Source organism: Streptomyces sp. NPDC048270 (assembly GCF_040652335.1).
Lineage (GTDB): Bacteria > Actinomycetota > Actinomycetes > Streptomycetales > Streptomycetaceae > Streptomyces.
In genome coordinates this window covers 1-25,987 of sequence record NZ_JBEZLV010000045.1, presented here as the reverse complement: position 1 = coordinate 25,987, position 25,987 = coordinate 1, and the positions used below count along the sequence as shown (strand labels likewise).

Sequence of the window (25,987 nt, the reverse complement as noted above, 5' to 3'; positions counted from 1 at the left end):
GGGCGAGCGCTAGGGCTTGCCTCCGAGCACCAGCTCGGCGGTCCACTCCTCGCCCGGCTTGCCCCCGGTGCTGGTGAGCGCGCCGGTGTAGACCCCGTCGACGGCGAGCTTCTCGCTGGCCCCCGCCGACTGGAGCACGTCGCAGACATCGGCGACCGAGGTCACGGGCTCGCCCTTGACCATGTTGATCACGTCGCCGGCGCCGAGGTTGGCCTTGGCGGCCGGGGACTGCGGATTGACGCTCATCGCGATCACTCCGTCGATGTTCTGCTTCTGGAAGGCCTTGAAGGCCTTGTCCTCCGCGGGGCCCATCTCCTCGAACTGGGCGGGGACGTTCGGGTCGGACAGGTCCAGGAGCCACCACCCGGGGTCGTTCTTGTTGTCGCCCGCGGCCAGCCCGGCGAGCTTGGGTTCCGCGTGGTCGATGCTGATCGCGTAGAACTGCCCCGACACTCCCTCCTCCGCGTAGCCGAGGGTGTTGATCCCGACGACCTCGCCCTTGGCGTTGAGCAGCGGCCCGCCCGAGTTGCCCGGGTTGACCGTCGCGGAGTGCTGGATCAGGGAGGGGTAGCGCGGCAGGGACGTGAGGGGCGTGGCGCCCACCTCGGGGGTCTGCACCGCGCCGGAGGTGAAGGCGACGTCCTGGGTGGCGTCCGTCTGCCCCAGCGATGCCGGATAGCCGAGGGCCATGACGGTGTCGGCCGTCGCGACATCGCCGCTCTTCCCGAACTTGAGCTCCTTCAGGTCCTCCTTGGGGGAGGTGAGCTTGAGTACCGCGAGGTCCTCGCACGGATCGCTGCCGAGCACCCGCACGGGAATCGGCGGCCCGTCGTCGATGACCACCTTCAGGGCGGCCTCTCCCTGGATGACGTGCGCGTTGGTGACGATGAGCCCCTCGTCGGCGTTGTAGACGAAACCGGTACCGGTGCCGTACTTGCCGATGACGTGCACCGTGGCCGGAGCGGCCTTCTCGTAGACCTGTCTGGGCGAAGGATCGTCCGCCCACGCCGCCGCGGGACTCCAGGCGGTGATGACCGCGGCCAGGACACCGACAGCCACACCCGTGACTCTCGCACTCATAAGGTCCCCTTCGACTGGGGCGGCCAGGCCCCGCCCCCTGGAACCAGCTGCCGGCCGGGAACGATCGCTGTGATTTCAGCGTAATCCCGTGGAGCCGGGCTGTCCTGAAGAGGTCCGGGCCCCCGGCGGGGCGGAGGGCTAGTCCTGCTTCAGGACGAACGAGGTCCGGGCCACCGGCATGCCGGGGGCCTTGACCTCGACGACGTAGGTGTCCGGGCCCGCGGCTCCCGCCGGAGGCGCCTGGCACTGGTCGGCCGCGCTGAACTTGCGGTCCCATTCGAGCGACTGCTTGGTCTCCCCTTGCGCGGGGAGGCGGAAGAACGCGCTGCCCGGTCCCGTCGGGCAGTCCGCCGAGGACCACACCGCCTTGCCGCTGGTCGCCTGAAGGATGGTCAGGACCGCCTGCTTCGGGCCGAGGTCGACCTTGCAGGTGGTGCCGGCGACGTTGCGGGCGACGAGTTCGAGGCGGGGCTTCTCGTTGGCCTCGTACTCGTTCTTCACGCTCTTGACCTCCCACTGCAGCGCCGTCGGCGCGCACGTGGGCAGGGCCGGGTCCGCCGGGACCGGGGCCGCGCCGCCGCCCGGGCCGGAACCCGTGCCGGCCGCGCCGCCGGTGCCCGTACCGCTGCCCGGTTCGCCGTTCTTGCCCGCACCGCCGGAGCCCGCGCCTTCGGATCCGGTGCCGCCGCCGCCCGACTCCGGGCGCCCGCCCGGGGCCTGACTGATCGCCGGCCCCGTGCCCGCCGGGCCGGGGGTGATCGAGGCGATGGGATCGGGGTGGTCCTGGCCCTTGCCGTTCGTACTCGACTTCCCCCCGCCGGAACTGACGGTCCATACGGCGAGGAGCGCGAGGAGCGCGACGACGGACGCCAGCACAGCCCTCCGTCGCCAGTAGATGGAGGAGGGGAGCGGCCCGACCGGATTGCGCAGAGATCCCACGGACGGAACTTTACGAGAGTCCGCGGCCCGATCGGCGCCCCCCATGCCGCGCCGCGGGTTTGTTCTGCGGATGATCATCCTGGAGGCGCATCGGGAACGCCGGGAATCGGCCAGGAGTCTGACGCGGGCACTAGTCGCATTTGAGTACTGTCGGTGACCATGGACAGCACAGCCCTGTATCTCGACATCACCGGTTTCGCCCACTCCACCCCCGGCTGGGTGCGGTCTGCGTTCGAGATATGGACGGAGTACGGGCTGCTGCTCTTCGGCGTGTTCTTCCTGGCCGTCTGGTGGCGCTCGCGCGGCCGGGCCGGCTCCCGGACCGTCGCGCTCGCCGTCCTGGCCCCGGCGGTCACCGCCGCCGCCTACGTCGCCTCCGAACTCGTGAAGTCCACCGTGGACGAGGAGCGGCCCTGCCGCGCCGTCGCCGGGGCCGCGGCCTCGCTCGTGGCCTGCCCGCCCACCGGCGACTGGTCCTTCCCCAGCAACCACTCCGCCCTGGCGGGCGCCGCCGCGGTCGCGCTGGCCATGGCCGCACGCCGCCTCGCGCTGCTGACCGTCCCGCTCGCCCTGCTGATGGCCTTCTCCCGTGTCTTCGTCGGCGTGCACTACCCGCACGACGTGGTGATGGGCCTGCTGCTGGGCGGTTCGCTGGCCGCCCTGCTCGTCCTGGCCCTCGCGGGTCCGGCCGGCCGGATCGTCGCCGCCATGCGGGCGAGCGGCGTACCGGCAGTTGTCTGGTTCACCGGCCCGGGCCCCGCAAGGTAGGGACGAAACGTGCCAGGATGCCGTCTGCCATGACTGCATCCCCCATCACCTCCGCCGAGTCCCCCGACTCCCCCGAGTCGCCCGAGTCCCCGGCCGTCTCCCACGCCCTGCACTCCCCCGTCATCGCGTGGTTCGACGAGCACGCCCGCGACCTGCCCTGGCGCCGCCCCGAGGCCGGCCCCTGGGGGGTCATGGTCAGCGAGTTCATGCTCCAGCAGACCCCCGTGAGCCGCGTCCTGCCAGTCTACGAGCAGTGGCTCGCCCGGTGGCCCCGCCCCGCCGACCTGGCCGCCGAGGCCGCGGGCGAGGCCGTACGGGCGTGGGGACGGCTGGGCTACCCGCGCCGGGCGCTGCGGCTGCACGGCGCGGCCGTGGCGATAACGGAGCGGCACGGGGGCGACGTCCCCCGCGAGCACGCGCAGCTGCTCGCACTGCCGGGGATCGGCGAGTACACCGCGGCCGCGGTGGCCTCCTTCGCGTACGGACAGCGGCACGCCGTGCTCGACACCAACGTCCGGCGGGTCTTCGCGCGCACCGCCACCGGCGTGGAGTACCCGCCGAACGCCACCACCGCCGCCGAACGGCGCCTGGCCCGGGCCCTGCTCCCCGAGGACGAGGACACCGCGGCCCGCTGGGCGGCGGCCTCGATGGAGCTCGGCGCGCTGGTGTGCACCGCCAAGAACCCCGGCTGCGCCCGCTGCCCGGTGGCCGGGCTGTGCGCGTGGCGCCTCGCCGGCAAGCCGGCCCACGAGGGGCCCCCGCGGCGCGGACAGACGTACGCCGGGACCGACCGGCAGGTGCGCGGCCGGCTGCTCGCCGTGCTCCGGGAGGCGGTGGGACCGGTTCCGCAGGCCGTGCTCGACACGGTCTGGGACGAGCCGGTGCAGCGCGCCCGGTCGCTCGACGGGCTGGTCTCCGACGGGCTGGTGGAGCCGCTCGAGGGAGGCATGTACCGGCTGCCGCAGACCTGACGGGAGCGGGGCGCGCGGCCGGCCGCGGAGCCGGCGCACGACCGGCTCGGCGCAGACTCGTATCCGACTCAACTATTCCGCTTGCTGCGCCGAAACCCCAGCTCACGGGCGCTGTTACACAACCTATGGGTGTCCGTGCGTCCACCGAAGGCTGGCCCGCACAGGCCCGTGACAACCCCTCCGTACCTTCGGATCCGTAAGGCAGCGGAAGAGCGGTTGCACGGAACGGAGGCGGTCTGAGATGGCGCACGGCGAGGTACTCGAATTCGAGGAGTACGTACGCACTCGGCAGGACGCGCTGCTGCGCAGCGCCCGGCGCCTGGTTCCGGACCCCACCGACGCGCAGGACCTCCTGCAGACCGCCCTCGTGCGCACCTACGGCCGCTGGGACGGCATCGCCGACAAGTCCCTGGCCGACGCCTACCTCCGCCGCGTCATGATCAACACCCGTACCGAGTGGTGGCGCGCCCGCAAGCTCGAAGAGGTCCCCACCGAACAGCTCCCCGACGCCTCCGTCGAGGACGGCTCCGACCAGCGCGCCGACCGCGCCCTGCTCATGGACATCCTCAAGGTGCTGGCGCCCAAGCAGCGCAGCGTGGTCGTGCTGCGACACTGGGAGCAGATGAGCACGGAGGAGACCGCCGCCGCGCTCGGCATGTCGGCGGGTACCGTGAAGAGCACGCTGCATCGTGCGCTGGCCCGCCTCCGGCAGGAGCTGGAGAGCCGGGACCTGGACATGCGCGCGCTGGAACGCGGTGACCACACCATCCGGTACGAGGGGCGTGAGCGGTGCGCGGCCTGAATGGCCAAGGACTGACCGGCAGACGTTCGCTGGTCCTGGTGTCGGCGGGGACGGTCGTCCTCGTCGGCACAGCCGTGTTCGCGGTCGGTTGCGCCACGGGCGGCACGGGCCTGCGCGACGGCGGCCCCGCCCGGACGGACCCCGTCGCCAAGACCGCCCCCTCCGCGACGGCCCCCGACGGCTCCGCCGCACCGTCCGCGGGCGCCTCCGGCCAGCCGCTGAAGAAGATCGACCCGGTGGCCCTGCTGAAGGCCGACCCCAAGGTCAGCGCCGAGGTCAAGCGGGACCTCAAGCCCTGCACGGGCAAGGAGTACCCCGTGGACGTGAGCTACGGGAAGGTCACCGGCAGCACCGTCGTCGACATCGTGGTCAACGTCCTGTCGTGCGCCGACGCGCTGGGCCGCGGTTCGTACGTGTACCGCGCGGACGGGGCGAAGTACGAGAATGTCTTCTCGGACGAGCAGCCGCCCGTCTACGCGGAGATCGACCGGGGCGATCTGGTGGTCACCAAGCAGGTGTACGCGAAGAGCGACCCGCTCGCCTATCCGTCGGGCGAGGACGTGATCACGTACCGCTGGGACGGGGAGAAGTTCACCGAGCAGGACCGGGTGCACTCCGAGTACAGCAACGTGGTCGACAGCGGCAGCGCGCCCGCTCCGGCCGTGACCCAGAAGAACTGACCGCCGCACGACCGAGTGCCGAAGAACCGAAGAACCGAGGCGAGGCTCCCGCATGGCCGAGACCCATGTCCTGTTCGTGGAGGACGACGACGTCATCCGCGAGGCCACGACCCTGGCGCTGGAACGCGACGGGTTCGTGGTCACCGCCATGCCCGACGGCCTGTCCGGACTGGAGTCCTTCCGGGCGGACCGGCCCGACATCGCCCTCCTCGACGTGATGGTCCCCGGCATGGACGGCGTGAGCCTGTGCCGCCGCATCCGCGACGAGTCCACCGTCCCGGTGATCATGCTGTCGGCGCGCGCCGACTCCATCGACGTGGTGCTGGGCCTGGAGGCGGGCGCGGACGACTACGTCACCAAGCCGTTCGACGGCTCGGTGCTCGTCGCCCGGATCCGCGCCGTGCTGCGCCGCTTCGGCCACGCCGGCGGCCCGCGGAACGGCGGTTCGGGCTCCTCCGACGAGAGCCAGGACGCGGAGCGCGGCCTGCTCTCCTTCGGCGACCTGGAAGTCGACACCGAGGGCATGGAGGTGCGCAAGGCGGGCGCGGGCGTGGCGCTGACCCCGACCGAGATGCGGCTGCTGCTCGAGTTCTCCTCCGCGCCGGGCACCGTCCTGTCGCGCGACCGGCTGCTGGAGCGGGTCTGGGACTACGACTGGGGCGGTGACACCCGGGTCGTGGACGTCCACGTCCAGCGGCTGCGCACCAAGATCGGCCAGGACCGGATCGAGACGGTCCGGGGCTTCGGATACAAGCTCAAGGCATGAGCCGGTTCACCCTCCGCACCGGGATCCGCTGGAAGATCACCATCGCCATCGCCGCCGTGGGCGCCCTCACCGCGGTGGCGCTGAGCCTGGTCGTGCACAGCGCCGCCCGCGTGTCGATGCTGGAGAGCGCCCGCGACGTACAGCTGGACCGCGTGCAGTTCATCTCCCGCAACGCCGAGGCCGGGCGCAAGCCGCCCATGGGCGCCAAGCTCAACGACCCGGAACTGCCCACCCCGCTGCGGGAGAAGGCGCGCTCCGGGCGGCGCGGCACCTACGTCCAGGAGTCCGCGAAGGGGGCCCCCGAGGTGTGGGCCGCGGTGCCGCTCGAGAACGGGCAGGTGCTGTCGCTGCACACGCAGTTCCGGGAGAGCGCCAACATGGTGCGCGACCTGGACCAGGCGCTGGTCGTCGGCTCGCTGGCCGTGGTGGTCGGCGGCTCCGCGCTGGGCGTGCTCATCGGCGGCCAGATCTCGCGGCGGCTGCGCAAGGCCGCGACGGCCGCGCAGCGGGTGGCGCACGGGGATCCCGGGGTACGGGTGCGCGACGCCGTCGGGGGCGTCGTACGGGACGAGACGGACGACCTCGCGCGGGCCGTGGACGCCATGGCCGACGCCCTCCAGCAGCGGCTGGAGGCCGAGCGGCGGGTGACCGCGGACATCGCGCACGAGCTGCGGACCCCGGTGACGGGCCTGCTGACGGCGGCCGAACTGCTGCCTCCGGGCCGGCCGACCGAGCTCGTACGGGACCGTGCGCAGGCCATGCGCGCGCTGGTCGAGGACGTGCTGGAGGTGGCCCGGCTGGACAGCGCGTCCGAGCGGGCGGAGCTGCAGGACGTGGCGCTGGGCGAGTTCGTGGGCCGGCGGGTGGCGGCGCTGATGCCGGAGGCGTCGGTACGGGTCGTCGCGGACGAGATCGTCAGCACCGACCCGCGACGCCTGGAGCGGATCCTGGGCAACCTGCTGGCCAATGCCGCGCGGTACGGGCGGCCGCCGGTCCAGGTCGACGTGGAGGGCCGGGTCGTGCGGATCCGGGACCACGGGCCGGGCTTTCCGGAGGCGCTGCTGCGCGAGGGGCCGAGCCGGTTCCGGACCGGGTCGACGGACCGCGCGGGCGTGGGGCACGGGCTGGGACTGACCATCGCCGAGGGGCAGGCGCGGGTGCTGGGCGCCCGGCTGACCTTCCGCAACGTGGCCGCGCCGGGCGGGTTCGACCGCGAGGGCCGGGCGGCGGGCGCGGTGGCGGTGCTCTGGCTCCCGGAGCACGCGCCGACGGCGACGGGCAGCTTCCCGGTGATCAAGCCCCAGCCCTAGGAGGGCGCGGCGGCGGGCGGGGAGGGCCGGATCGGCACCGGGCCGTACGGTCCGGTAGGTCCGTGACTTAGCATCCGTGGCATGAGCGACGGCACGAATCCCCAGAGCAACCAGCAGCCCGAGCCCGCCCCGGGGAGCGGTGGCTACGGGTTCCCGCCGGGGCCCCCCGAACAAGGCGGGTACGGCTTCCCGCCCGGACCGCCCGCCCAGAGCGGCTACGGCTTCCCGCCCGGGCCGCCGGCCCAGGACGGCGGCGGCTACGGCTATCCCCAGACGGGGCAGCCGAACCCGTACCAGCCCGACGCGTACCAGCCGGACCCCTACCGGCAGGACCCCGGGGCGCAGCCGACGCCGTGGTCCCCCGCCCCTCAGGGCATACCGGGGCCGGCCGGCGATCAGCCGGACTGGGAGGCCATGGCCGACCGCTCCGCGGCCGAGCGGCGCAAGAAGCGGCTGTGGATGCTGGGCGGCGGGGTGACCGTACTGGCGCTGCTGGCCGGCGGCGGAACGTTCTTCCTGCTGGGCGGCGAGGAGGACCCGGAGGTCCCGACGGACGACCCCGCGGTCTCCGCGTCGGCCTCGCCGGGCGGCCCCTCGGGTTCGTCGGCCCCGTACTCCCCCACCGTCGAGGGTGACGCGACGCTGCTGCGCGACAGCAACGGCAAGATCGGCATCCGGCTGGGCCCCGACACGCAGATCGCCCCGGTGGGCAAGCGGTTCCAGATCGTCTCGAAGGGGACGTCGAAGTCCTACGCGCAGGCCTCCGAGGCGGCCGTGGACGTGACGAAGAGCTTCTCCGTCACGGCCCGCCTCTACAACTCGGCCGCCAAGGGGTCGCGGATCGCCGTGAGCCAGGGCGACGGCGAGTCGTTCTCGTTCGAGCTGGGCATCGACCAGGTGAACGGCAAGCAGGCCTGGATCTTCCGGGTGCAGACCGGGGACAAGGGCGCCGCGGCGACCACGCAGACCGTCGTCGCCGAGGGCCTGGGCATGGTCAAGACGCCGACCACGGTGATCGGCTCGTACGACGCGGAGAAGAAGGCGATCGCCCTCTACGTGGACGGCAAGAAGGCCGGCGAGGCCGCCGTGCCCGGCATCTGGCAGGCCCCCGGCCCGCTCCAGCTGGGCCGCTCGCGCCACCACGGCATCTGGTCCGGCGCCTGGCAGGGGGGCATGCACAACATCCGCATCTACGAGGCGGCGTTCTCGCCCGAGCTGGCGGCCGCCTACAAGGAGGGCAAGATGCCCGCGACGACGAAGCCGTCGCACTCCTGGCTGCTCACCTAGGAACGCGAAGGACCGGTCCTGGGGGCCAGGACCGGTCCGGGAGACCCGTCAGGGTCAGATGGTCACGCCGACGGTGCGCAGGAAGGCCACCGGGTTGACGGCAGAGCCGTAGTTCGGGGTGGTCCGGATCTCGAAGTGCAGGTGCGGGCCGCTGGAGTTTCCGGTGTTGCCGGACAGCGCGATCTGCTGGTCGACGGAGACCTTCTGGCCGATCCTGACCTGGATCTTCGAGAGGTGCGCGTACTGCGAGTACGTGTTGTTCGCGTGCTTGATCACGATGGCGTTGCCATACGCGGGGCCGTCGCCGCCGCCGTTGGGGCCCGCCTTGACGACGGTGCCGGCGGCCACGGCGTCGACCGGGGTGCCGACCGGGACGGCGAAGTCCTGGCCGGAGTGCTTGCTGGACCACATGCTGCCGCCCTTGCCGAAGGTCGCGGACAGCGTGTACTTCTCGACCGGCTTGTCCCACAGGCCGGACTTCGCGGAGGCCGCGGACTTCGCGGACTTCGCGGCGTGGGCGGCGCCGGCGGCCTGGGCCGCGGCCTGCTCGGCGACCAGCTCGGCGGTCCCGGTGAGGGCGGTCTGCGTCGTGTCGGCGAAGGCGGCGGTCGTCCCGGCCCCGAGGGCCAGCGCCACACCGAGAGCGGTTGCGCCGACGGTGATACGGGTACGGGGGGTGATGACGCGCTTCGCGGACATGAAGGAGACCTCCGGGGCCGGGGACAGAGACGTGGTTTCACGCCCGCCACGGGCATGAAGTGACCCGGCACGGTCTGGCGTGTGCCGGGTGGGCTCATCCTTGGTAACCCGCGCCCCCGTACTTCCCCAAACCTCCCCATTACTACGTGAACTCGTAGACCTGGTGCGTGTGACGCATTCGTTTGACCAGGTCACTAGCGGGTCGCTGGTGGACAAATCGGGTGACTGGATCTACGAAACGTTCTAGTAGGTCCGATTTGCCCTGTGCGGCTTGTCACCGGCCCAGGACCTCCGGCGGCCCCGCCCGGGACCTTCGGCAGGGCAACCGAAAGGGGCGGCCCCGGAACCTCTCGGTCCCGGGGCCGCCCCTTCGTCCTGCTACCGCCCTACGGCGGTCACGCGCCCTTCGACAGGTCCGGGCCGGAGCCCGTGGCCTCGATCGGCGGGAGGTCGGGCAGAGCCGACTTCTCCTCGCCGCGGAAGGTGAACTTGGCTTCGTCGCCCTCACCCTCCACGCCGACCACCACGATGTGACCGGGACGCAGCTCGCCGAAGAGGATCTTCTCCGACAGCATGTCCTCGATCTCGCGCTGGATGGTCCGGCGCAGCGGCCGGGCACCCATGATCGGGTCGTAGCCGCGCTTGGCCAGGAGCTGCTTCGCGTCGCCGCTCAGCTCGATGCCCATGTCGCGGTCCTTCAGGCGCTCGTCGACCTTCGCGATCATCAGGTCGACGATCTGGATGATGTCTTCCTGGGTGAGCTGGTGGAAGACGACCGTGTCGTCGACACGGTTCAGGAACTCGGGCCGGAAGTGCTGCTTGAGCTCTTCGTTGACCTTCGCCTTCATCCGGTCGTAGCCGGTCTTGGTGTCGCCCTGGGCCGCGAAGCCCAGGTTGAAGCCCTTCGAGATGTCCCGGGTACCCAGGTTGGTCGTCATGATGATGACCGTGTTCTTGAAGTCCACGACCCGGCCCTGGGAGTCGGTCAGGCGACCGTCCTCCAGGATCTGGAGAAGGGAATTGAAGATATCCGGGTGGGCCTTCTCGACCTCGTCGAAGAGGACGACGGAGAACGGCTTGCGGCGCACCTTCTCGGTGAGCTGGCCGCCCTCTTCGTAGCCCACGTAGCCGGGAGGCGAACCGAAGAGGCGGGAAACCGTGTGCTTCTCGCTGAACTCCGACATGTCGAGGGAGATCAGCGCGTCCTCGTCGCCGAAGAGGAATTCGGCGAGCGTCTTCGAGAGCTCGGTCTTACCGACACCGGACGGGCCGGCGAAGATGAACGAGCCACCCGGGCGCTTCGGGTCCTTCAGACCCGCACGGGTACGGCGGATCGCCTGGGAGAGCGCCTTGATGGCGTCCTTCTGGCCGATGACCCGACGGTGGAGCTCGTCCTCCATGCGGAGCAGCCGCGAGGACTCCTCCTCGGTGAGCTTGAAGACGGGAATGCCGGTCGCGGTCGCGAGGACCTCGGCGATGAGCTCGCCGTCGACCTCGGCGACGACGTCCATGTCGCCGGCCTTCCATTCCTTCTCGCGCTTGGTCTTCGCCGCCAGCAGCTGCTTCTCCTTGTCGCGGAGAGAAGCCGCCTTCTCGAAGTCCTGGGAGTCGATGGCCGACTCCTTGTCGCGGCGCACGCCCGCGATCTTCTCGTCGAACTCGCGGAGGTCCGGCGGCGCGGTCATCCGGCGGATGCGCATCCGGGAGCCGGCCTCGTCGATCAGGTCGATCGCCTTGTCCGGCAGGAAGCGGTCCGAGATGTACCGGTCCGCCAGCGTCGCCGCCTGGACGAGGGCCTCGTCCGTGATGGAGACGCGGTGGTGGGCCTCGTAGCGGTCGCGCAGGCCCTTGAGGATCTCGATCGTGTGGGGGAGGGAAGGCTCCGCCACCTGGATCGGCTGGAAGCGGCGCTCGAGGGCCGCGTCCTTCTCGAGGTGCTTGCGGTACTCGTCGAGCGTCGTGGCACCGATGGTCTGGAGCTCACCACGGGCCAGCATGGGCTTGAGGATGCTCGCGGCGTCGATCGCGCCCTCGGCGGCACCCGCACCCACGAGGGTGTGGAGCTCGTCGATGAACAGGATGATGTCGCCGCGGGTGCGGATCTCCTTGAGCACCTTCTTCAGGCGCTCCTCGAAGTCACCGCGGTAGCGGGAGCCGGCGACCAGGGCGCCGAGGTCAAGCGTGTAGAGGTGCTTGTCCTTGAGGGTCTCGGGGACCTCGCCCTTGACGATCGCCTGAGCCAGCCCCTCGACGACGGCGGTCTTGCCGACGCCGGGCTCGCCGATGAGGACCGGGTTGTTCTTGGTACGGCGGGACAGCACCTGCATGACCCGCTCGATCTCCTTCTCGCGCCCGATGACCGGGTCGAGCTTGGATTCGCGGGCCGCCTGGGTGAGGTTGCGGCCGAACTGGTCCAGGACGAGCGAGGTCGAGGGCGTGCCCTCGGCCGGGCCGCCTGCCGTGGCCGACTCCTTGCCCCCGCCGGTGTAGCCGGAGAGCAGCTGGATGACCTGCTGCCGGACTCGGTTGAGATCGGCGCCCAGCTTCACGAGGACCTGGGCGGCGACGCCCTCGCCCTCGCGGATCAGGCCGAGCAGGATGTGCTCGGTGCCGATGTAGTTGTGGCCGAGCTGGAGGGCCTCTCGGAGCGAAAGCTCCAGGACCTTCTTCGCCCGCGGGGTGAAGGGGATGTGGCCGGACGGGGCCTGCTGCCCCTGACCGATGATCTCCTCAACCTGCTGGCGAACAGCCTCGAGCGAAATCCCGAGGCTCTCCAGGGCCTTAGCGGCGACACCCTCACCCTCGTGGATCAAGCCCAGGAGGATGTGCTCGGTGCCGATGTAGTTGTGGTTGAGCATCCGGGCTTCTTCCTGAGCCAGGACGACAACCCGCCGCGCGCGGTCGGTGAACCTCTCGAACATCGTTTATCGCTCCTCAGAGCGGTCGGGCAGTTCGGGGTCGGTCCCCGCCCTGTCCTTCCGCATGCTAGTCCCGCGGGGCGGGACAGCTCATTCCAACTGCCGACATCCCTACGCGGCTCACCCCCGCATCGGCGGGGAAAACCGGCTCGAAGAGCCGACAACTGCTCCAACCCGATGGTGCGAGACGATGTTCCCGCAGGCCAGGCAGATACCCGTCATGCGTGTACGCCGATGGCGAACGGAAGCCCGTCAAATCAGCGTGTCGCCCCGATCCACTAGGAATGTCTTACCCGTAAGGACTGACACTCCATGCCGGTGGCACCGGTTCCCTCCGCTAAGGGCGAACACAGTTCCGTCCCGAATGTGGGACTCCACCCCGCGGATGTTTACGTTCCGCATTGGCCCGCGTGCGGTGTGTCACTCCCCGGCCGTCACGGGGGGTGCCCGGGCCGTAACCCGCGGGCGCCGCGGAAGTTGCTCAGGGCATGGCCTCAAGCACCGTCGCAGCCCCCACCGTCCCGCTGCCCCGCGTCCCGGCCGGGGAGGCCGGTCACGCCGCGGGCGCCGGGTACGCCTCCTGGTACGAGCGCGTGCTCGGCTGGCCGGTGACGGGCGGCCCGCCCGTCCAGCTCGTCACGGGGACCCGCTTCGACGTCCTGGAGCTGCCGTCCGATGCGGGGACGGCGCTGCTGCGCAGGCCGGTCGACACGGGACCGGTCGCCCTCATGGGGCGCAGGATGCGGTTCCTGGTGGCCGCGGGGAGCGCGGAGGAGCTCGACGGACTGCTCGACTGGCTCGAGTGGGGCGGGGTCGCCCTGGATCTCACCGCCCTGGGTGCGGACGGCCGGATCACCGCCCCGGCTCCCCCGGGGCAGCCCCCGGGCCCTCGGGAGGCCGCCGTGTGGCTGCGACCCCCCGAGCAGGGGTGCGAGGCACTGCTGCCCGCCCTGCCGGGTTCCCCCGGGCCGGGCGCCGGGCCCGCCCGCGGGCCCGACCTCGTGCGCCTGGTGGCGGCGGCGGCGACGGAATGCCACCGCGCCCGCCTGCGGCGCCGTGCGACGCCGAGCGGTCAGCCCTTGGCCTTCTCGTAGGCCTCGCGGATCTCGGCCGGGACGCGGCCGCGGTCGTTCACGTTGTAGCCGTTCTCCTTGGCCCACGCGCGGATCTCGGCGGTGTCCGGGTTCCCGGTCGCGGCCGAGGCGCGGCCCTTGGCGCGGGCAGCGGTCGCGCGCCCGCCGGTGCGGCGGCCGCCCTTGGTGTACGGGTCGAGCAGACCGCGGAGCTTTTCAGCGTTGGCGGTGGTGAGGTCGATCTCGTAGGTCTTGCCATCCAGAGCGAACGTCACCGTCTCGTCCGCCTCGCCACCGTCGAGGTCGTCGACAAGAAGGACCTGAACCTTCTGTGCCACCGGGATTTCCTTTCATCGAAAAGCAGTACGCGGAAAGGAAACCGCTTTTGCCTGGAAAACACAAACCCCCGGGGAGAGGTTCAGGACGGCAACGGGGCGGGAAACGTGCGCGATTCGGACATAGGCCACAGGCGCGCGGAGCGCCGGAAAAGCCGGGGCCATCGATCAGAGGTGCAGAAGCATCCGACTGTTGCCCAAGGTGTTCGGCTTCACTCGTTCGAGACCGAGGAACTCGGCGACGCCCTCGTCATAGGAACGCAGGAGCTCGATGTAGACATCGGTCTCGACCGGGGTCTCGCCGATCTCGACGAAGCCGTGCTTCGCGAAGAAGTCCACTTCGAAGGTCAGACAGAAAACCCGGCTCACCCCGAGCTCGCGGGCCGTCCGCAACAACTGCTCCAGCACCAGATGACCGACGCCGGCGCCCTTGAGGTCGCGGTCGACGGCGAGAGTGCGTACTTCGGCGAGGTCTTCCCACATCACGTGGAGAGCGCCGCAGCCGAGCACCTGGCGGTCGGACTCGCGTTCCGCGACCCAGAACTCCTGGATGTCCTCGTAAAGGACGACCGGTGCTTTGTCGAGCAGGATCCGCTGCTGCACGTACTGGTCGAGCAGGCGGCGCAGCGCGGGAACATCACCGGTGCGGGCACGGCGGATCGTCACTGTTTCTGCATGTGCAGCGGAAAACTCTCCCATGGCCCGGACGCTATCGCCCCGGACCCTCCGCACGCTCGCCGGACTCCCCTTCGGCCGGGGCGGGGGCGGGCCCGGCCGGTGCGGCCGCCTCGACCGACTCGGCCGCCTCGTCGTCGTGCTGGACGATCCGGACGGCGTCCCGGAGGGCTTCCCGCTGTTCCGCCGACATCATGCCGAAGAAGGCGACGAGTGCGGCCGCGGGGTTGTCACTGGTCGACCACGCCTCGTTCATCAGTGCGGCCGAGTATGCGGCGCGGGTGGAGACCGCCGTATATCGATAGGCGCGGCCTTCCGCTTCCCGGCGGACCCAGCCCTTCTGATGAAGATTGTCCATAACGGTCATGACCGTGGTGTACGCGATGGACCGTTCCTGCTGGAGGTCTTCCAGCACTTCCCGAACGGTGACCGGGCGGTTCCACTGCCACACCCGCGTCATGACGGCGTCTTCGAGTTCTCCCAGGGGGCGAGGCACAACAGCACGATAGTGCGGCTTGTGGGTAATTGCCCGACTATTCGCTCGGCAACGCGCGACAAAATCCGGGGCCCCGCGGGGACCCCGGATCGAGCCGGTCAGTTACGGGACTGGCGGGCGGCCTCGGCCCGGGCGATCACCGCGTCGACCGCCTCGTCTTCCTTGGCCTTGTTGGCGCCGCCCTGGGTCTTCACGATCGTCACGACGAGAGCGATGAAGAACGCGGCCATCACGATGGGGGGCACGAGCGCGGAAACGTAGTCCATGCCCCTCAGCGTAGCTAGCCGACGGCCCGGCCCTCCGCCGGGGGCGGGGTGGGCTTGCGGCGTGGCGGGAAGACCTCGCCGGGCGTCGGGATCGGCCGCGGGGGCTGGTCGGGGTGCGGCGGCTCCGCGGGCCGGGGCTTGGGGCCGGGCGGCGGCTCCTCCCGGCCGCCGGCCAGGGCCAGCAGCCGGGTGCGGGGCGCGGGCGCGGTCGACAGCCGCCGGCGCACCGAGCGCTCCAGGACGGTCTGGGCCCGGTCCAGCAGCGCGGCGGCGACCCGGTTGGCCCGCAGGGCGCGCAGGGCGGCCAGGTCGTCGGGGGCGGGCTCGTAGCCGGCCGCCAGGGCGTCCTGGAGCAGCTCCAGGTACCCGGAGAGGCTCCCGGGCAGGGCGCCCCGGTAGCGGGCCAGATCCTCCAGGAGGAAGGCTCTGAGCCGGGCCGCCTCCTGGACCGCGTCGTCCACCGACTGCGCGAGGCGCAGGCAGTCCTGGACCTCCGAGGCCTCGAGGGCCGAGGAGGGCTGAAGGGCGTGGGCGAGCGAGCGCCTGAGCACGTGCAGCTCGGCGGCACTGAACGCCATGCCGCCGCGGGATCCGTAGGGCGTGGGCATGGGCCGAAGATACGCGCTAATCGGACAAAATCCCCTTTAGCGCGGCCGGTCGGTCAACCGCTCTCTTTGACCGCGGCCAGGAAATCCGCCCAGGCCGCCTGGGTCGTGGCGAGCACGAGGTGTGCGGGATCGGCGCGGTCGGCGACGCGCACGAGGGTGCCGGGGGCGGCGGAAACATAGACGCAGGCGTCTTGTTCCTCGCCGCAGAACGAGGACTTCTGCCACTGGGGCCGAGCGGTCATGGTCTCTCCTCGCGGGTGTTCCAGTGGGGGGACGGTATCGCCGCGGCCGGTCCCCGCCGGTGTCTTTGACGCAATTCGGCGATTCCCCGGTTCCCGCCCGGGCCCCGGGCCCCGCGCCGCGCGGCGCGGGCCCGGATGCGGCTACAGGCGGGCGGCGAAGTCCGACACGGCTTCGGCGACCTCCGCCCCGCTCCAGGTCAGGCCGGGTTCCGTGACCTCGACCTCGGTCACCGAGAGGCCGGGGACGGGCGCGGGGAACCAGCGGCGGAAGAGGACCCGGCCCGTCTCCTCCGCGACGCGGACCGACGCCTCGGTCAGGCGGTCCGGGTCGTACGGGAGCCAGACCTGGAACTGGTGGGTGTGCGGCCGCTCCGGGTGGACCCGGGACCACGGGACCCCGGCCTCCGCGAGGGCCGGCCCCAGCGCCGCCGCGACCCGCCGCGCCTGCTCCACGTACGACGGCAGCCGCGGCAGCACCCGCTCCAGCCCGGCCAGTGCGGCCAGCGCCTGCGGGAACTGCCGGAAGACCTGGCCCCCGTACCGGTGGCGCCAGACCCTGGTCTCCTCCACGAAGGCCCGCGGCCCGGCCAGCGCCGCCCCGCTCAGGCCGCCGAGCGACTTGTAGAACGAGACGTACACCGAGTCGGCCAGTCCCGCGATCTCCGGCAGCGGCCGCCCGAAGTGCACCGTGGACTCCCACAGCCGCGCCCCGTCGAAGTGGACCACCGCCTCCCGCTCCCGGGCCGCCTCGACCAGCGCCTCCAGCTCCTCCCAGCCGGGCAGCACGAAGCCCGCGTCCCTCAGGGGCAGCTCCAGCATCAGCGTGCCGAAGGGCTCCGCGAGCGCCGAGACCTCCTGCGCGGTGGGCTGGCGCGGCTCCGTCGTCGGGTGGGCCGTCCGCAGTCCGCAGACGGCCGACAGCGCGCCGCCCTCCCACCGCTCGGGGTGGCTCATCGGGTGCAGGGCCACCACCGGGTTCCCGGTCCGCCCGGCCCAGCAGCGCAGCGCGACCTGCTGCGCCATGGTCCCGCTGGGGAAGAAGGCCGCGTCCTCGGTGCCCAGCAGCTCCGCGACCCGCCGCTCCAGCTCGGCGACCACGCCGCTCCCGTAGAGGTCGGCCGGCTGGTCCATGTCGTACGGGGCTTCGGCGAGCGGCGCCAGCAGCTCCGCCACCGTGGCGTCCCGCAGGGATCGGGAGAGCATCCGCCCGGCCCCCCGCCATGCCGCCGCCTGCCGCCGCTCCCGCTCGGTGTCCTCGTCGTGCTCGCTCATGGCTCACGATCATCGCCGACCGGCCCGGGGCCCAGGAGCTAGCATGGCGGCGTATCGTCCGGTACCCCCCGCGGACTGGAACGGAAGGCCCTCCCCGCGTGAATTCCTCACAGCAGCCACGCCCTGCCCGGCTGGCGGTCGGTGTCGTCGGAGCCGGCCGGGTCGGCCCCGCGCTGGCCCGCGCGCTCCAGCAGGCCGGGCACCGGCCCGTCGCCGTGTCCGGCGTCTCCGACGCCTCGGTGCGCCGCGCCGCGCGGATGCTGCCCGACGTCCCGCTCGTCCCGCCCGCACAGGTGTTCGAGAAGGCGGATCTGGTCCTGCTCACCGTGCCGGACGACGCGCTGCCCTCCCTGGTCGAGGGCCTCGCCGAGACCGGTGCGATCCGGCCCGGCCAGCTCCTCGTCCACACCTCCGGCCGGTACGGGACCGCCGTGCTCGACCCGGCGCGCCGGGCGGGCGCCCTGCCACTGGCCCTGCACCCCGCGATGACCTTCACCGGCACCGAGGTCGACGTGCAGCGGCTGGCCGGCTGCTCCTTCGGCGTCACCGCCCCCGAGGAGCTGCGGCTCGCCGCCGAGGCCCTGGTCATCGAGATGGGCGGCGAGCCCGAGTGGATCGCGGAGGAGAACCGCCCGCTCTACCACGCGGCCCTCGCCCTCGGCGCGAACCACCTGGTCACCCTGGTCGCCCAGGCCATGGAGCTGCTGGACCAGGCCGGCGTCGCGCACCCCGACCGGATGCTCGGCCCGCTGCTCGGCGCGGCCCTCGACAACGCCCTGCGCTCCGGGGACGCGGCCCTGACCGGCCCGGTGGCCCGCGGCGACGCCGGCACGGTCGCCGCGCACATCTCGGAGCTGCGCAGGCACGCGCCCGGCGCCGTCGCCGGATATCTGGCGATGGCCCGCACCACCGCCGACCGGGCCCTCGCGCACGGACTGCTCAAGCCCGAACTCGCCGAGGACCTGCTCGGCGTGCTCGCCGACACGGACCCGGAAGGGGGCACCGCCCCGTGAGCGGACTGCTGCTCGACACCGCCGCGGAGCTCCAGGGGCTCCCGCGCACCGGCCGCCGGGCCGTCGTGATGACCATGGGCGCCCTGCACGAGGGCCACGCCACGCTGATCCGCTCGGCCCGCGAACAGGCCGGGCCGCAGGGGCAGGTCGTCGTCACCGTCTTCGTCAACCCCCTGCAGTTCGGGGCGAACGAGGACCTGGACCGCTACCCGCGCACCCTGGAGGCCGACCTCGCGATCGCCGAAGGGGCGGGCGCCGACGCGGTGTTCGCCCCCGCCGTCGACGAGGTCTACCCGGGCGGCGACCCGCAGGTGCGGATCAGCGCCGGCCCGATGGGCGGACGCCTCGAAGGGGCCACCCGCCCCGGCCACTTCGACGGCATGCTGACCGTCGTCGCGAAGCTGCTCCACCTCACCCGGCCCGACCTGGCCCTCTTCGGCCAGAAGGACGCGCAGCAACTGGCCCTGATCCGGCGGATGGTGACCGACCTGAACTTCCCCGTGGAGGTGGTCGGCGTACCGACCGTCCGCGAGGAGGACGGGCTCGCGCTGTCCTCCCGCAACCGCTACCTCTCGCCCGCCGAGCGGCGCACCGCCCTGGCCCTGTCCCGCGCCCTGTTCGCCGGACAGGACCGGCTCGCCGCGCAGGCCGCGCTGCGGGCCCGCGCCGAGGCCTCCCCGGCCAGCGACGAGCGGGCCACCGCCCTGGCCCGGCTCGGCGAGATCCGCGCCTCCGCCGACGCGCACGCCGTCTCGGCGGCGGGCAGCGGGCTGCCGGACGCCGTACGGGCCGCCGCGGGGCACGTGCTGGAGGAGGCGGGCCGCCACGAGCCGCCGCTCGTACTGGACTACCTGGCACTGGTGGACCCGCGGGACTTCACCGAGGCCGGACCCGGCTTCACCGGGCAGGCCGTGCTCGCCGTCGCCGCGAAGGTGGGCACGACCCGGCTGATCGACAACATCCCACTGGAATTCGGAGCACACTCGTGAGCACCCCAGGCAGAGGCCTCCCCCCGGGCGGCACAGGCGCGGGCGCGGGCACCGGCATACGGCTGCACGCCCCCGCCCCCGGCTGGGCCCTGGACGCCGACGTCGTGGTCGTCGGCTCCGGCGTCGCGGGACTGACCGCGGCGCTGCGCTGCGCCGCCGCCGGCCGCCGTACGGTCGTGGTCACCAAGGCCCGGCTCGACGACGGATCGACCCGCTGGGCCCAGGGCGGCATCGCCGCGGCCCTCGGCGAGGGCGACACCCCCGAGCAGCACCTGGACGACACGCTGGTCGCGGGCGCGGGCCTGTGCGACGAGGCCGCCGTAAGGCTGCTCGTCACCGAAGGGCCGGACGCGGTACGGCGGCTGATGGCCACGGGCGCCGTCTTCGACACCTCCGCGGAGACCGGGGAGATAGAACTGACCCGCGAGGGCGGCCACCACCGGCGCCGCATCGCGCACGCGGGCGGCGACGCCACCGGCGCCGAGATCTCCCGGGCGCTCGTCGAAGCCGTACAGGCCGCGGGGATCCGCACCGTCGAGAACGCACTCGTCCTGGACCTGCTCCAGGACGCGCGGGGCCGTACCGCCGGGGTCACGCTGCACGTCATGGGCGAGGGCCAGCACGACGGCGTCGGCGCCGTCCACGCCCCCGCGGTGATCCTCGCGACCGGCGGCATGGGCCAGGTCTTCTCGGCGACCACCAACCCCTCGGTCTCCACCGGCGACGGGGTGGCGCTCGCCCTGCGCGCCGGCGCCGAAATCTCCGACCTCGAATTCGTGCAGTTCCACCCGACCGTGCTGTTCCTCGGCCCGGACGCGGAGGGCCAGCAGCCCCTCGTCTCGGAGGCGGTCCGCGGCGAGGGCGCGCACCTCGTCGACGCGGACGGCGTGCGCTTCATGCAGGGGCAGCACGAACTCGCCGAACTGGCCCCCCGCGACATCGTCGCCAAGGGCATCATGCGGCGCATGCAGGAGCAGGGCGCGCGGCACATGTTCCTCGACGCCCGGCACTTCGGCGCCGCGATGTGGGAGCAGCGCTTCCCGACCATCCTCGCCGCCTGCCGCTCCCACGGGATCGACCCGGTGACCGAGCCGATCCCGGTCGCGCCCGCCGCGCACTACGCCTCCGGCGGCGTCCGGACCGACCTGCACGGCCGCACCACCGTCCCGGGCCTGTACGCGTGCGGCGAGGTCGCCTGCACCGGTGTGCACGGCGCGAACCGGCTGGCCTCCAACTCCCTGCTGGAGGGCCTGGTCTTCGCCGAGCGCATCGCCGACGACATCGCGGCCCGGGCGCTGACCGGCGGCGGCCCCGGCATACCGGTCCCCGCCACCGGCCCGCTGCAGCCCGCCGAGGCGCGGTACGAGATCCAGCGGATCATGACGGACGGCGCGGGCGTGCTGCGCTCGGCCGAGTCGCTGCGCACGGCCGCGCAGGCGCTCGAAGGCCTGTACGCCACCGCCCTGAACAACCTCGAGGCGCACGGCAAGACCGCCGAACCGGGGGTGGACACCTGGGAGGCCACGAACCTGCTGTGCGTGGCCCGGGTGCTGGTCGCCGCGGCGCAGCGGCGCGTGGAGACCCGCGGCTGCCACTGGCGCGAGGACCATCCGGACCGGGACGATGCCGCCTGGCGCCGGCATCTCGTCGTCCGGCTGTCGGCGACCGAGAAGCGGGCGCTGGTCGTCACCCCCACCGACTCCGCGGACTTCCCGTCCGTGCACGTACCCCTCAGCACCCAGAGCCTGGAGCAGTGACCGTGAGCACCCCCGACGAACTTCCCCTGATCGACCAGAACGACGGCGGCTGCGGCGACGACTGCGCCTGCGGCGACGGCGAGGAGACCGGCCTGGACCCGGCCCTGGCCCAGCTGCTGGCGGACGCGGGGCTGGACCCCGTCGAGGTCGAGGACATCGCCCACATGGCGCTCTCCGAGGACCTGGACGGCGGGGTGGACGTCACCACCGTCGCCACGGTCGCCGAGGACGCCGAGGCCGTCGCCGACTTCGTCGCCCGCGAGGACGGCGTGGTGGCCGGCCTGCGCATCGCCGAGGCCGTGTTCTCCGTGGTCTGCACGGAGGCCTTCGAGGTGGAGCGGCACGCGGAGGACGGCGACGCCGTCAAGGCCGGGCAGGTGCTGCTCTCCGTACGCTCGCGCACCCGCGACCTGCTGACGGCGGAGCGCAGCGCGCTGAACATCCTGTGCCGCCTGTCGGGCATCGCGACCGCCACCCGCCGCTGGGCGGACGTGCTGGAGGGCACCAAGGCGAAGGTCCGCGACACCCGCAAGACCACGCCGGGGCTGCGCGCACTGGAGAAGTACGCGGTGCGCTGCGGCGGCGGCGTCAACCACCGCATGTCGCTGTCGGACGCGGCGCTGGTGAAGGACAACCACGTGGTGGCGGCCGGCGGCGTCGCGCAGGCCTTCAAGGCCGTACGGGACGCCTTCCCGGATGTGCCGGTGGAGATCGAGGTCGACACCCTGGAGCAGATCGGCGAGGTCCTGGAGGCCGGAGCCGACCTGATCCTGCTGGACAACTTCACCGTCGCGCAGACCGCCGAGGCCGTGGCCCTGGTGGCCGGCCGCGCGGTGCTGGAGTCCTCGGGCCGCCTGACCCTGGACACCGCGCGGGCGTACGCGGAGACCGGCGTGGACTACCTGGCGGTCGGCGGGCTGACCCACTCCTCGCCGATCCTGGACATCGGCCTCGATCTGCGCGAGGCGGTGTAACCGATGCTCCTCACCATCGACGTAGGCAACACCCACACGGTCCTGGGCCTGTTCGACGGTGACGAGATCGTCGAGCACTGGCGCATCTCGACCGACCCGCGCCGCACGGCCGACGAGATGGCCGTGCTGATGCAGGGCCTGATGGGCATGCACCCGATGCTCGGCAGCGAGCTGGGCGACGGGATCCACGGCATCGCGATCTGCTCGACGGTGCCGTCGGTCCTGCACGAGCTGCGCGAGGTCACCCGGCGCTACTACGGCGACGTCCCGGCGGTGCTCGTGGAGCCGGGGATCAAGACCGGCGTGCCGATCCTCATGGACAACCCGAAGGAGGTCGGCGCGGACCGCATCATCAACGCGGTCGCGGCGGTCGAGCTCTACGGGGGCCCTGCGATCGTGGTCGACTTCGGTACGGCGACCACCTTCGACGCGGTGTCCGTGAAGGGCGAGTACGTGGGCGGGGTGATCTCCCCGGGCATCGAGATCTCGATGGAGGCCCTCGGCGTACGGGGCGCCCAGCTGCGGAAGATCGAGCTGGCCCGCCCGCGCAACGTGATCGGCAAGTCCACGGTCGAGGCGATGCAGTCGGGCGTGGTGTACGGCTTCGCGGGCCAGGTCGACGGGGTCGTGGGCCGGATGGCCAAGGAACTGGCCGGCCCGAACGGCGACCCGGACGACGTCCGCGTCATCGCCACCGGCGGCCTGGCTCCGATGGTCCTCGGCGAATCCTCGGTGATCGACGACCACGAGCCCTGGCTGACCCTGATCGGCCTGCGCCTGGTGTACGAACGCAACGCCCCCAACTTCGAATAGCGCGAGCACCCAGCCCCGCCCCGGCCCCCCGGCCGGGGCAACCCACCGCCGGGGCACATCCACCCCCGCCGGGGCACATCCACCCCCGCCGGGGCACATCCACCCCCGCCGGGGCACATCCAGCCCCGCCGGGGGCACATCCAGCCCCGCCGGCGTTTGAGGCGCGGGGTCCGGGGCAGCGCCCCGATCTTCCAGCCCCGCCGGCGTTTGAGGCGCGGGGGCCCGGGGGCAGCGCCCCCGCAACGGCGCCGCACCGGAGTACGGGCCCGGGGCCCGGCCGGCGGCGACGGGCCCGGCCGGCCCGCCCCCGCCACCCCACGCGGGAGAATGGCCCGATGAGCGTCACCATCGACATCGCCGGGCTCCCCGCCGAGCGGATCAGCTTCACGCCCTCCCCGCTCGCCGAGCTCTGCATGGCCCTGCACGCGCTCTCCCAGACGGCCCACCACCCCCGGCTCGCCTCCTGGAGCGCCGACACCGCCGCCTCGCTCGACCCGTGCCTCGCGGACCGGCTGCTGGAGGCCGAGTTCCTGTGGCGCAGCTCCTTCTCCGACATCTTCATGCCGTTCGCCGGCGTCCGCGGCGGGACCGGCCTGCCCAGCGCCACCCTGGCCGAGGAGCTCGACGTACTCGACCGGATGGACGACGAGCGCTTCGTGACGGCCGCCCTCGAGCACTGCTGGCTCGCCACGTACAACGACGGCGGCGGGCCCTCCCCGCTCACGAACCCGGCGAGCCGCGCCAAGGCGCTGGAGACGGCCGCCGCCCGCGGCCCCCGCCAGCTGGGCTTCTCCATCCGGCTGCTGGACGACACCGCGGCCGTACGGGTGTGGATGCGGCGGCTGGTCGAGGACTGCGACGAGGCCTTCTTCGCCGAGACCTGGAAGCGCGTCGAGCCCGCGCAGAGCGCCGACGCACGGCACAAGACCGAGCTGCTGCGCCGCAAAGGGCTGCCGGCCGCGCTCAAGGAGGTCTCGTCGGCGCTCGGCGTCGACGAGGGCCGCACCACCATCACCGCCGACAAGATGGTGGACGGGTCGACGACCGCCACCGACCCCCGGACGGGCGCCGGCCTGGTCTTCATACCGACCCACTTCGGCTGGCCGCATCTGCTGGTGCTGCACGCACCGGGCTGGCGTCCGGTGGTCCACTACCCGCTCGGCACCCCCGAACTGGACTCCGCGCCCGGGTCGGTGGAGCTGCTCCGGCGGCGCATGGAGGCCCTGGCGCATCCCGTACGGATGATGCTGTGCCGGAGCCTGGCCCGGGCCCCGTACACGACCGGCGAACTGGCGAACGTGTACGGGATCACCGCGCCGGAGGTGTCACGGCATCTGGCCGTCCTGAAAAAGGCCGGTCTGATCCATACGCGGCGCCAAGGCCGCTATGTCCAGCATCAGTTGGATCTGTCCGCGGTCGCACGCATAGGCTCGGACTTCATCGAGGGCATCCTGCGCTAGGCCAAGTCGCCGATATCCGGATTTCGCGAACCGGAATCAGTTGAAAGTCTGGTCACGGCGGCTCGTTGCTGCTTAACGTGCGTCCACCGTTTGGCCCTGCTCGCACTTTTGCCGTGGAAGGACCTTGCATGCCCTCACGCCGTATAGCCGCTGCCACCGCCGCCCTGGCGGCCGCGGCCCTTGTCTCACCGCTGGTGCTCGCCGGCCCGGCCGGCGCCACGAGCCCGCAGAGCGACGCCGCCCGCGGTGACGCGCTGGCCAGGAAGCTGGTCAAGGAAGCGACCGGCAAGGGCGCGTACAACCACCTGAAGGTCCTGCAGTCGATCGCGGACTACAACGACGGCACCCGCGTGGCCGGTTCGAAGGGCCACGTCCAGTCGGCGAAGTACGTCGAGGCCGTGATGAAGGCGGCCGGCTACCAGGTCACGAAGAACGAGTTCGACTTCGTGTACGTCGAGACCATCGCCGAGAAGCTGACGGTGAACGGTGCGAACGGGCGCGACGTCCCGATCCACCTGATGACGTACACCAAGAGCGGCCCGGAGGACGGCGTCACGGCGCAGCTCGCGGTCGCGCCGGTGGACGCGGACGGCACCAACGGCTGCGAACCGGGCGACTTCGCCGCGGGCGCCTTCACGGGCAAGATCGCCCTGATCAAGCGCGGCGGCTGCACCTTCGCGGTGAAGCAGGCCAACGCGGCCGAGGCCGGCGCGGTCGGCGCGATCCTCTACAACAACACCGAGGGCGCCCTGAACGGCACCCTGGGCGACGCCAACGCGGGCAAGGTGCCCACCGGCGGGGTCACCCAGGCGGAGGGCGAGAAGCTCGCCGCCGAGGCCGCGGCCGGCCCGGTCGAGGTCACCCTCGACATCCGCGAGTTCCGCGAGAACCGCAAGACGTACAACGTGGTCGCGGAGACCCGCGGCGGCGACGCGAACAACACCGTGTTCCTCGGCGCGCACCTCGACTCGGTCGCGGCGGGCCCGGGCATCAACGACAACGGCTCCGGCTCGGCCGGTATCCTCCAGGTCGCGCAGCGCCTCGCGAGCAGCCAGACGAAGATCAAAAACAAGGTCAAGTTCGCCTGGTGGTCGGCGGAGGAGTACGGCCTGCTCGGCTCCGAGGCCTATGTCGCGGGGCTGACGGAGGAGCAGAAGAAGCAGATCAAGCTGTACCTGAACTTCGACATGATCGGCTCTCCGAACGCCGCCTACTTCGTCTACGACGGCGACGACTCGGACGGTGTGGGCTCGGGCCCCGGACCGGAGGGCTCCGCCCAGATCGAGAAGGGGATCACCGACTTCCTCGACTCCAAGAAGATCCCGCACGCGGGCACGGACTTCTCCGGCCGTTCGGACTACGGCCCGTTCATCGAGGTCGGCATCCCGTCCGGCGGTACGTTCACCGGCGCCGAGGGCATCAAGACGCCGGCGGAGGCCGCGAAGTTCGGCGGTCAGGCGGGCGTGGCCTACGACGTGAACTACCACGGCAAGGGTGACGACATCACGAACATCGACCAGAAGGCGCTCGACATCAACGTCGACGTCATCGCGGACGCGGTCGGCCACTACGCCCACGACCTGGCCCCGCTCTCGAAGCCGGTCGTCTCCGTCCCGACCCCGGGCGGCAGCGGCGGCGGCGGTGGCCTGCACCCGGGCCACGACGAGGTCACGCAGTAGGCACGAACCCAGAGGGGGGGGGGGGGGGGGCGCCCGCGGCCCCCCCCCCCCCCCCCCCCCCCCCCCCCGGCCCGGGGGGGGGGGGGGGGCGGGGCCCCCCCCGGCGCGGCGGGGC

Annotated in this window: 26 protein-coding genes; 15 read left to right on the top strand and 11 right to left on the bottom strand. The window is 72.3% G+C overall.

Annotation, left to right across the window (positions count from 1 at the left end; genetic code table 11):
• Positions 1–9: 9 nt before the first annotated feature.
• Together AB0D66_RS29200 and AB0D66_RS29195 are read right to left on the bottom strand one after the other, a co-directional pair.
• On the bottom strand, positions 10–1,059 hold the full coding sequence (locus AB0D66_RS29200) for a S1C family serine protease (RefSeq protein ID WP_362309840.1): 1,050 nt from the start codon (positions 1,057–1,059) through the stop codon (positions 10–12).
• Positions 1,060–1,218: 159 nt separating this feature from the next.
• The gene (locus AB0D66_RS29195; RefSeq protein WP_362309837.1) at positions 1,219–2,019 is read right to left on the bottom strand and encodes a hypothetical protein; all 801 of its coding nucleotides are present in this window, start codon (positions 2,017–2,019) and stop codon (positions 1,219–1,221) included.
• A 159-nt stretch (positions 2,020–2,178) separates the two neighbouring features.
• Between AB0D66_RS29195 and AB0D66_RS29190 the strand changes: the two genes are divergently transcribed.
• The 7 genes from AB0D66_RS29190 to AB0D66_RS29160 all read left to right on the top strand — a co-directional run bounded on the left by AB0D66_RS29190 (position 2,179) and on the right by AB0D66_RS29160 (position 8,603).
• Entirely contained in the window at positions 2,179–2,787 is a 609-nt protein-coding gene (locus AB0D66_RS29190) for a phosphatase PAP2 family protein (protein ID WP_362309834.1), read from the top strand.
• 29 nt (positions 2,788–2,816) lie between these two features.
• The gene (locus AB0D66_RS29185; RefSeq protein WP_362309831.1) at positions 2,817–3,758 is read left to right on the top strand and encodes an A/G-specific adenine glycosylase; all 942 of its coding nucleotides are present in this window, start codon (positions 2,817–2,819) and stop codon (positions 3,756–3,758) included.
• A 241-nt stretch (positions 3,759–3,999) separates the two neighbouring features.
• Positions 4,000–4,560: a SigE family RNA polymerase sigma factor gene (locus tag AB0D66_RS29180; RefSeq protein ID WP_069920779.1), complete on the top strand. Its 561-nt coding sequence runs from the start codon at positions 4,000–4,002 to the stop codon at positions 4,558–4,560.
• 38 nt (positions 4,561–4,598) lie between these two features.
• Complete coding sequence (locus tag AB0D66_RS29175; RefSeq protein WP_362309883.1) at positions 4,599–5,240, top strand: hypothetical protein; 642 nt, start codon at positions 4,599–4,601, stop codon at positions 5,238–5,240.
• Between the two features lie 52 nt (positions 5,241–5,292).
• On the top strand, positions 5,293–6,006 hold the full coding sequence (gene cseB, locus AB0D66_RS29170) for a two-component system response regulator CseB (protein ID WP_362309828.1): 714 nt from the start codon (positions 5,293–5,295) through the stop codon (positions 6,004–6,006).
• Positions 6,003–7,316, top strand: coding sequence for a two-component system sensor histidine kinase CseC (gene cseC / locus AB0D66_RS29165; protein ID WP_362309825.1), 1,314 nt, complete (start codon positions 6,003–6,005; stop codon positions 7,314–7,316). Before cseB ends, cseC begins: the two co-directional genes overlap by 4 nt.
• An 81-nt stretch (positions 7,317–7,397) precedes the next feature.
• The gene (locus AB0D66_RS29160) at positions 7,398–8,603 is read left to right on the top strand and encodes a LamG-like jellyroll fold domain-containing protein (protein WP_362309823.1); all 1,206 of its coding nucleotides are present in this window, start codon (positions 7,398–7,400) and stop codon (positions 8,601–8,603) included.
• A gap of 54 nt (positions 8,604–8,657) precedes the next feature.
• Here the strand turns inward: AB0D66_RS29160 and AB0D66_RS29155 are convergent, their stop codons facing one another.
• Positions 8,658–9,302 carry a M23 family metallopeptidase gene (locus tag AB0D66_RS29155; protein WP_362309820.1) on the bottom strand — a complete coding sequence of 215 codons (645 nt, stop codon included), beginning with the start codon at positions 9,300–9,302 and terminating at the stop codon, positions 8,658–8,660.
• 395 nt (positions 9,303–9,697) lie between these two features.
• Positions 9,698–12,223, bottom strand: coding sequence for an ATP-dependent Clp protease ATP-binding subunit (locus tag AB0D66_RS29150; RefSeq protein WP_362309817.1), 2,526 nt, complete (start codon positions 12,221–12,223; stop codon positions 9,698–9,700).
• Between the two features lie 485 nt (positions 12,224–12,708).
• On the opposite strand from AB0D66_RS29150, the gene AB0D66_RS29145 reads away from it, so the two are divergent.
• On the top strand, positions 12,709–13,314 hold the full coding sequence (locus AB0D66_RS29145; RefSeq protein ID WP_362309814.1) for an SCO3374 family protein: 606 nt from the start codon (positions 12,709–12,711) through the stop codon (positions 13,312–13,314).
• On the opposite strand, the gene AB0D66_RS29140 is transcribed toward AB0D66_RS29145, so the two are convergent.
• The 7 genes from AB0D66_RS29140 to AB0D66_RS29110 form a co-directional block, all read right to left on the bottom strand.
• Positions 13,293–13,631: an Lsr2 family protein gene (locus AB0D66_RS29140; protein ID WP_037921217.1), complete on the bottom strand. Its 339-nt coding sequence runs from the start codon at positions 13,629–13,631 to the stop codon at positions 13,293–13,295. The genes AB0D66_RS29145 and AB0D66_RS29140 overlap by 22 nt on opposite strands.
• Positions 13,632–13,796: 165 nt before the next feature.
• Complete coding sequence (locus AB0D66_RS29135; RefSeq protein WP_362309810.1) at positions 13,797–14,327, bottom strand: amino-acid N-acetyltransferase; 531 nt, start codon at positions 14,325–14,327, stop codon at positions 13,797–13,799.
• Positions 14,328–14,337: 10 nt separating this feature from the next.
• Positions 14,338–14,799, bottom strand: a complete 462-nt coding sequence (locus AB0D66_RS29130; protein WP_362309807.1) for a BlaI/MecI/CopY family transcriptional regulator — start codon at positions 14,797–14,799, stop codon at positions 14,338–14,340.
• Between the two features lie 98 nt (positions 14,800–14,897).
• Complete coding sequence (locus AB0D66_RS29125) at positions 14,898–15,065, bottom strand: hypothetical protein (protein ID WP_167739576.1); 168 nt, start codon at positions 15,063–15,065, stop codon at positions 14,898–14,900.
• 14 nt (positions 15,066–15,079) lie between these two features.
• Positions 15,080–15,673, bottom strand: coding sequence for a hypothetical protein (locus AB0D66_RS29120; RefSeq protein ID WP_362309803.1), 594 nt, complete (start codon positions 15,671–15,673; stop codon positions 15,080–15,082).
• Between the two features lie 53 nt (positions 15,674–15,726).
• Positions 15,727–15,915 (bottom strand): DUF397 domain-containing protein, encoded by a 189-nt coding sequence (locus tag AB0D66_RS29115; RefSeq protein WP_362309801.1) that lies wholly within the window; start codon positions 15,913–15,915, stop codon positions 15,727–15,729.
• A 141-nt stretch (positions 15,916–16,056) separates the two neighbouring features.
• Entirely contained in the window at positions 16,057–17,187 is a 1,131-nt protein-coding gene (locus AB0D66_RS29110) for a beta-eliminating lyase-related protein (protein ID WP_362309798.1), read from the bottom strand.
• Positions 17,188–17,285: 98 nt separating this feature from the next.
• Between AB0D66_RS29110 and AB0D66_RS29105 the strand changes: the two genes are divergently transcribed.
• The 7 genes from AB0D66_RS29105 (at position 17,286) to AB0D66_RS29075 (ending at position 25,872) form a co-directional block, all read left to right on the top strand.
• Positions 17,286–18,200 carry a DUF2520 domain-containing protein gene (locus tag AB0D66_RS29105; protein ID WP_362309795.1) on the top strand — a complete coding sequence of 305 codons (915 nt, stop codon included), beginning with the start codon at positions 17,286–17,288 and terminating at the stop codon, positions 18,198–18,200.
• Positions 18,197–19,189, top strand: a complete 993-nt coding sequence (gene panC, locus AB0D66_RS29100; RefSeq protein ID WP_362309792.1) for a pantoate--beta-alanine ligase — start codon at positions 18,197–18,199, stop codon at positions 19,187–19,189. The genes AB0D66_RS29105 and panC overlap by 4 nt, the downstream gene beginning before the upstream one ends.
• Positions 19,186–20,946 carry an L-aspartate oxidase gene (locus AB0D66_RS29095; protein WP_362309790.1) on the top strand — a complete coding sequence of 587 codons (1,761 nt, stop codon included), beginning with the start codon at positions 19,186–19,188 and terminating at the stop codon, positions 20,944–20,946. The genes panC and AB0D66_RS29095 overlap by 4 nt, the downstream gene beginning before the upstream one ends.
• 2 nt (positions 20,947–20,948) lie before the next feature.
• Positions 20,949–21,920, top strand: a complete 972-nt coding sequence (gene nadC / locus AB0D66_RS29090) for a carboxylating nicotinate-nucleotide diphosphorylase (protein ID WP_362309787.1) — start codon at positions 20,949–20,951, stop codon at positions 21,918–21,920.
• A gap of 3 nt (positions 21,921–21,923) precedes the next feature.
• Positions 21,924–22,733, top strand: a complete 810-nt coding sequence (locus tag AB0D66_RS29085; RefSeq protein ID WP_361759792.1) for a type III pantothenate kinase — start codon at positions 21,924–21,926, stop codon at positions 22,731–22,733.
• A gap of 335 nt (positions 22,734–23,068) precedes the next feature.
• Positions 23,069–24,193, top strand: coding sequence for a DUF5937 family protein (locus tag AB0D66_RS29080; RefSeq protein ID WP_362309783.1), 1,125 nt, complete (start codon positions 23,069–23,071; stop codon positions 24,191–24,193).
• A gap of 128 nt (positions 24,194–24,321) precedes the next feature.
• The gene (locus AB0D66_RS29075) at positions 24,322–25,872 is read left to right on the top strand and encodes a M28 family metallopeptidase (RefSeq protein WP_362309779.1); all 1,551 of its coding nucleotides are present in this window, start codon (positions 24,322–24,324) and stop codon (positions 25,870–25,872) included.
• The last annotated feature ends 115 nt before the right edge of the window (positions 25,873–25,987 follow it).

Bases quoted from the DNA above. Each gene is read 5' to 3' on its own strand.
- AB0D66_RS29190 (WP_362309834.1), top strand. From the start codon at position 2,179: ATGGACAGCACAGCCCTGTATCTCGACATCACCGGTTTCGCCCACTCC.
- AB0D66_RS29185 (WP_362309831.1), top strand. From the start codon at position 2,817: ATGACTGCATCCCCCATCACCTCCGCCGAGTCCCCCGACTCCCCCGAG.
- AB0D66_RS29180 (WP_069920779.1), top strand. From the start codon at position 4,000: ATGGCGCACGGCGAGGTACTCGAATTCGAGGAGTACGTACGCACTCGG.
- cseB (WP_362309828.1), top strand. From the start codon at position 5,293: ATGGCCGAGACCCATGTCCTGTTCGTGGAGGACGACGACGTCATCCGC.
- cseC (WP_362309825.1), top strand. From the start codon at position 6,003: ATGAGCCGGTTCACCCTCCGCACCGGGATCCGCTGGAAGATCACCATC.
- AB0D66_RS29160 (WP_362309823.1), top strand. From the start codon at position 7,398: ATGAGCGACGGCACGAATCCCCAGAGCAACCAGCAGCCCGAGCCCGCC.
- AB0D66_RS29155 (WP_362309820.1), bottom strand. From the start codon at position 9,302: ATGTCCGCGAAGCGCGTCATCACCCCCCGTACCCGTATCACCGTCGGC.
- AB0D66_RS29150 (WP_362309817.1), bottom strand. From the start codon at position 12,223: ATGTTCGAGAGGTTCACCGACCGCGCGCGGCGGGTTGTCGTCCTGGCT.
- AB0D66_RS29145 (WP_362309814.1), top strand. From the start codon at position 12,709: ATGGCCTCAAGCACCGTCGCAGCCCCCACCGTCCCGCTGCCCCGCGTC.
- AB0D66_RS29135 (WP_362309810.1), bottom strand. From the start codon at position 14,327: ATGGGAGAGTTTTCCGCTGCACATGCAGAAACAGTGACGATCCGCCGT.
- AB0D66_RS29125 (WP_167739576.1), bottom strand. From the start codon at position 15,065: ATGGACTACGTTTCCGCGCTCGTGCCCCCCATCGTGATGGCCGCGTTC.
- AB0D66_RS29120 (WP_362309803.1), bottom strand. From the start codon at position 15,673: ATGCCCACGCCCTACGGATCCCGCGGCGGCATGGCGTTCAGTGCCGCC.
- AB0D66_RS29115 (WP_362309801.1), bottom strand. From the start codon at position 15,915: ATGACCGCTCGGCCCCAGTGGCAGAAGTCCTCGTTCTGCGGCGAGGAA.
- AB0D66_RS29110 (WP_362309798.1), bottom strand. From the start codon at position 17,187: ATGAGCGAGCACGACGAGGACACCGAGCGGGAGCGGCGGCAGGCGGCG.
- AB0D66_RS29085 (WP_361759792.1), top strand. From the start codon at position 21,924: ATGCTCCTCACCATCGACGTAGGCAACACCCACACGGTCCTGGGCCTG.
- AB0D66_RS29080 (WP_362309783.1), top strand. From the start codon at position 23,069: ATGAGCGTCACCATCGACATCGCCGGGCTCCCCGCCGAGCGGATCAGC.
- AB0D66_RS29075 (WP_362309779.1), top strand. From the start codon at position 24,322: ATGCCCTCACGCCGTATAGCCGCTGCCACCGCCGCCCTGGCGGCCGCG.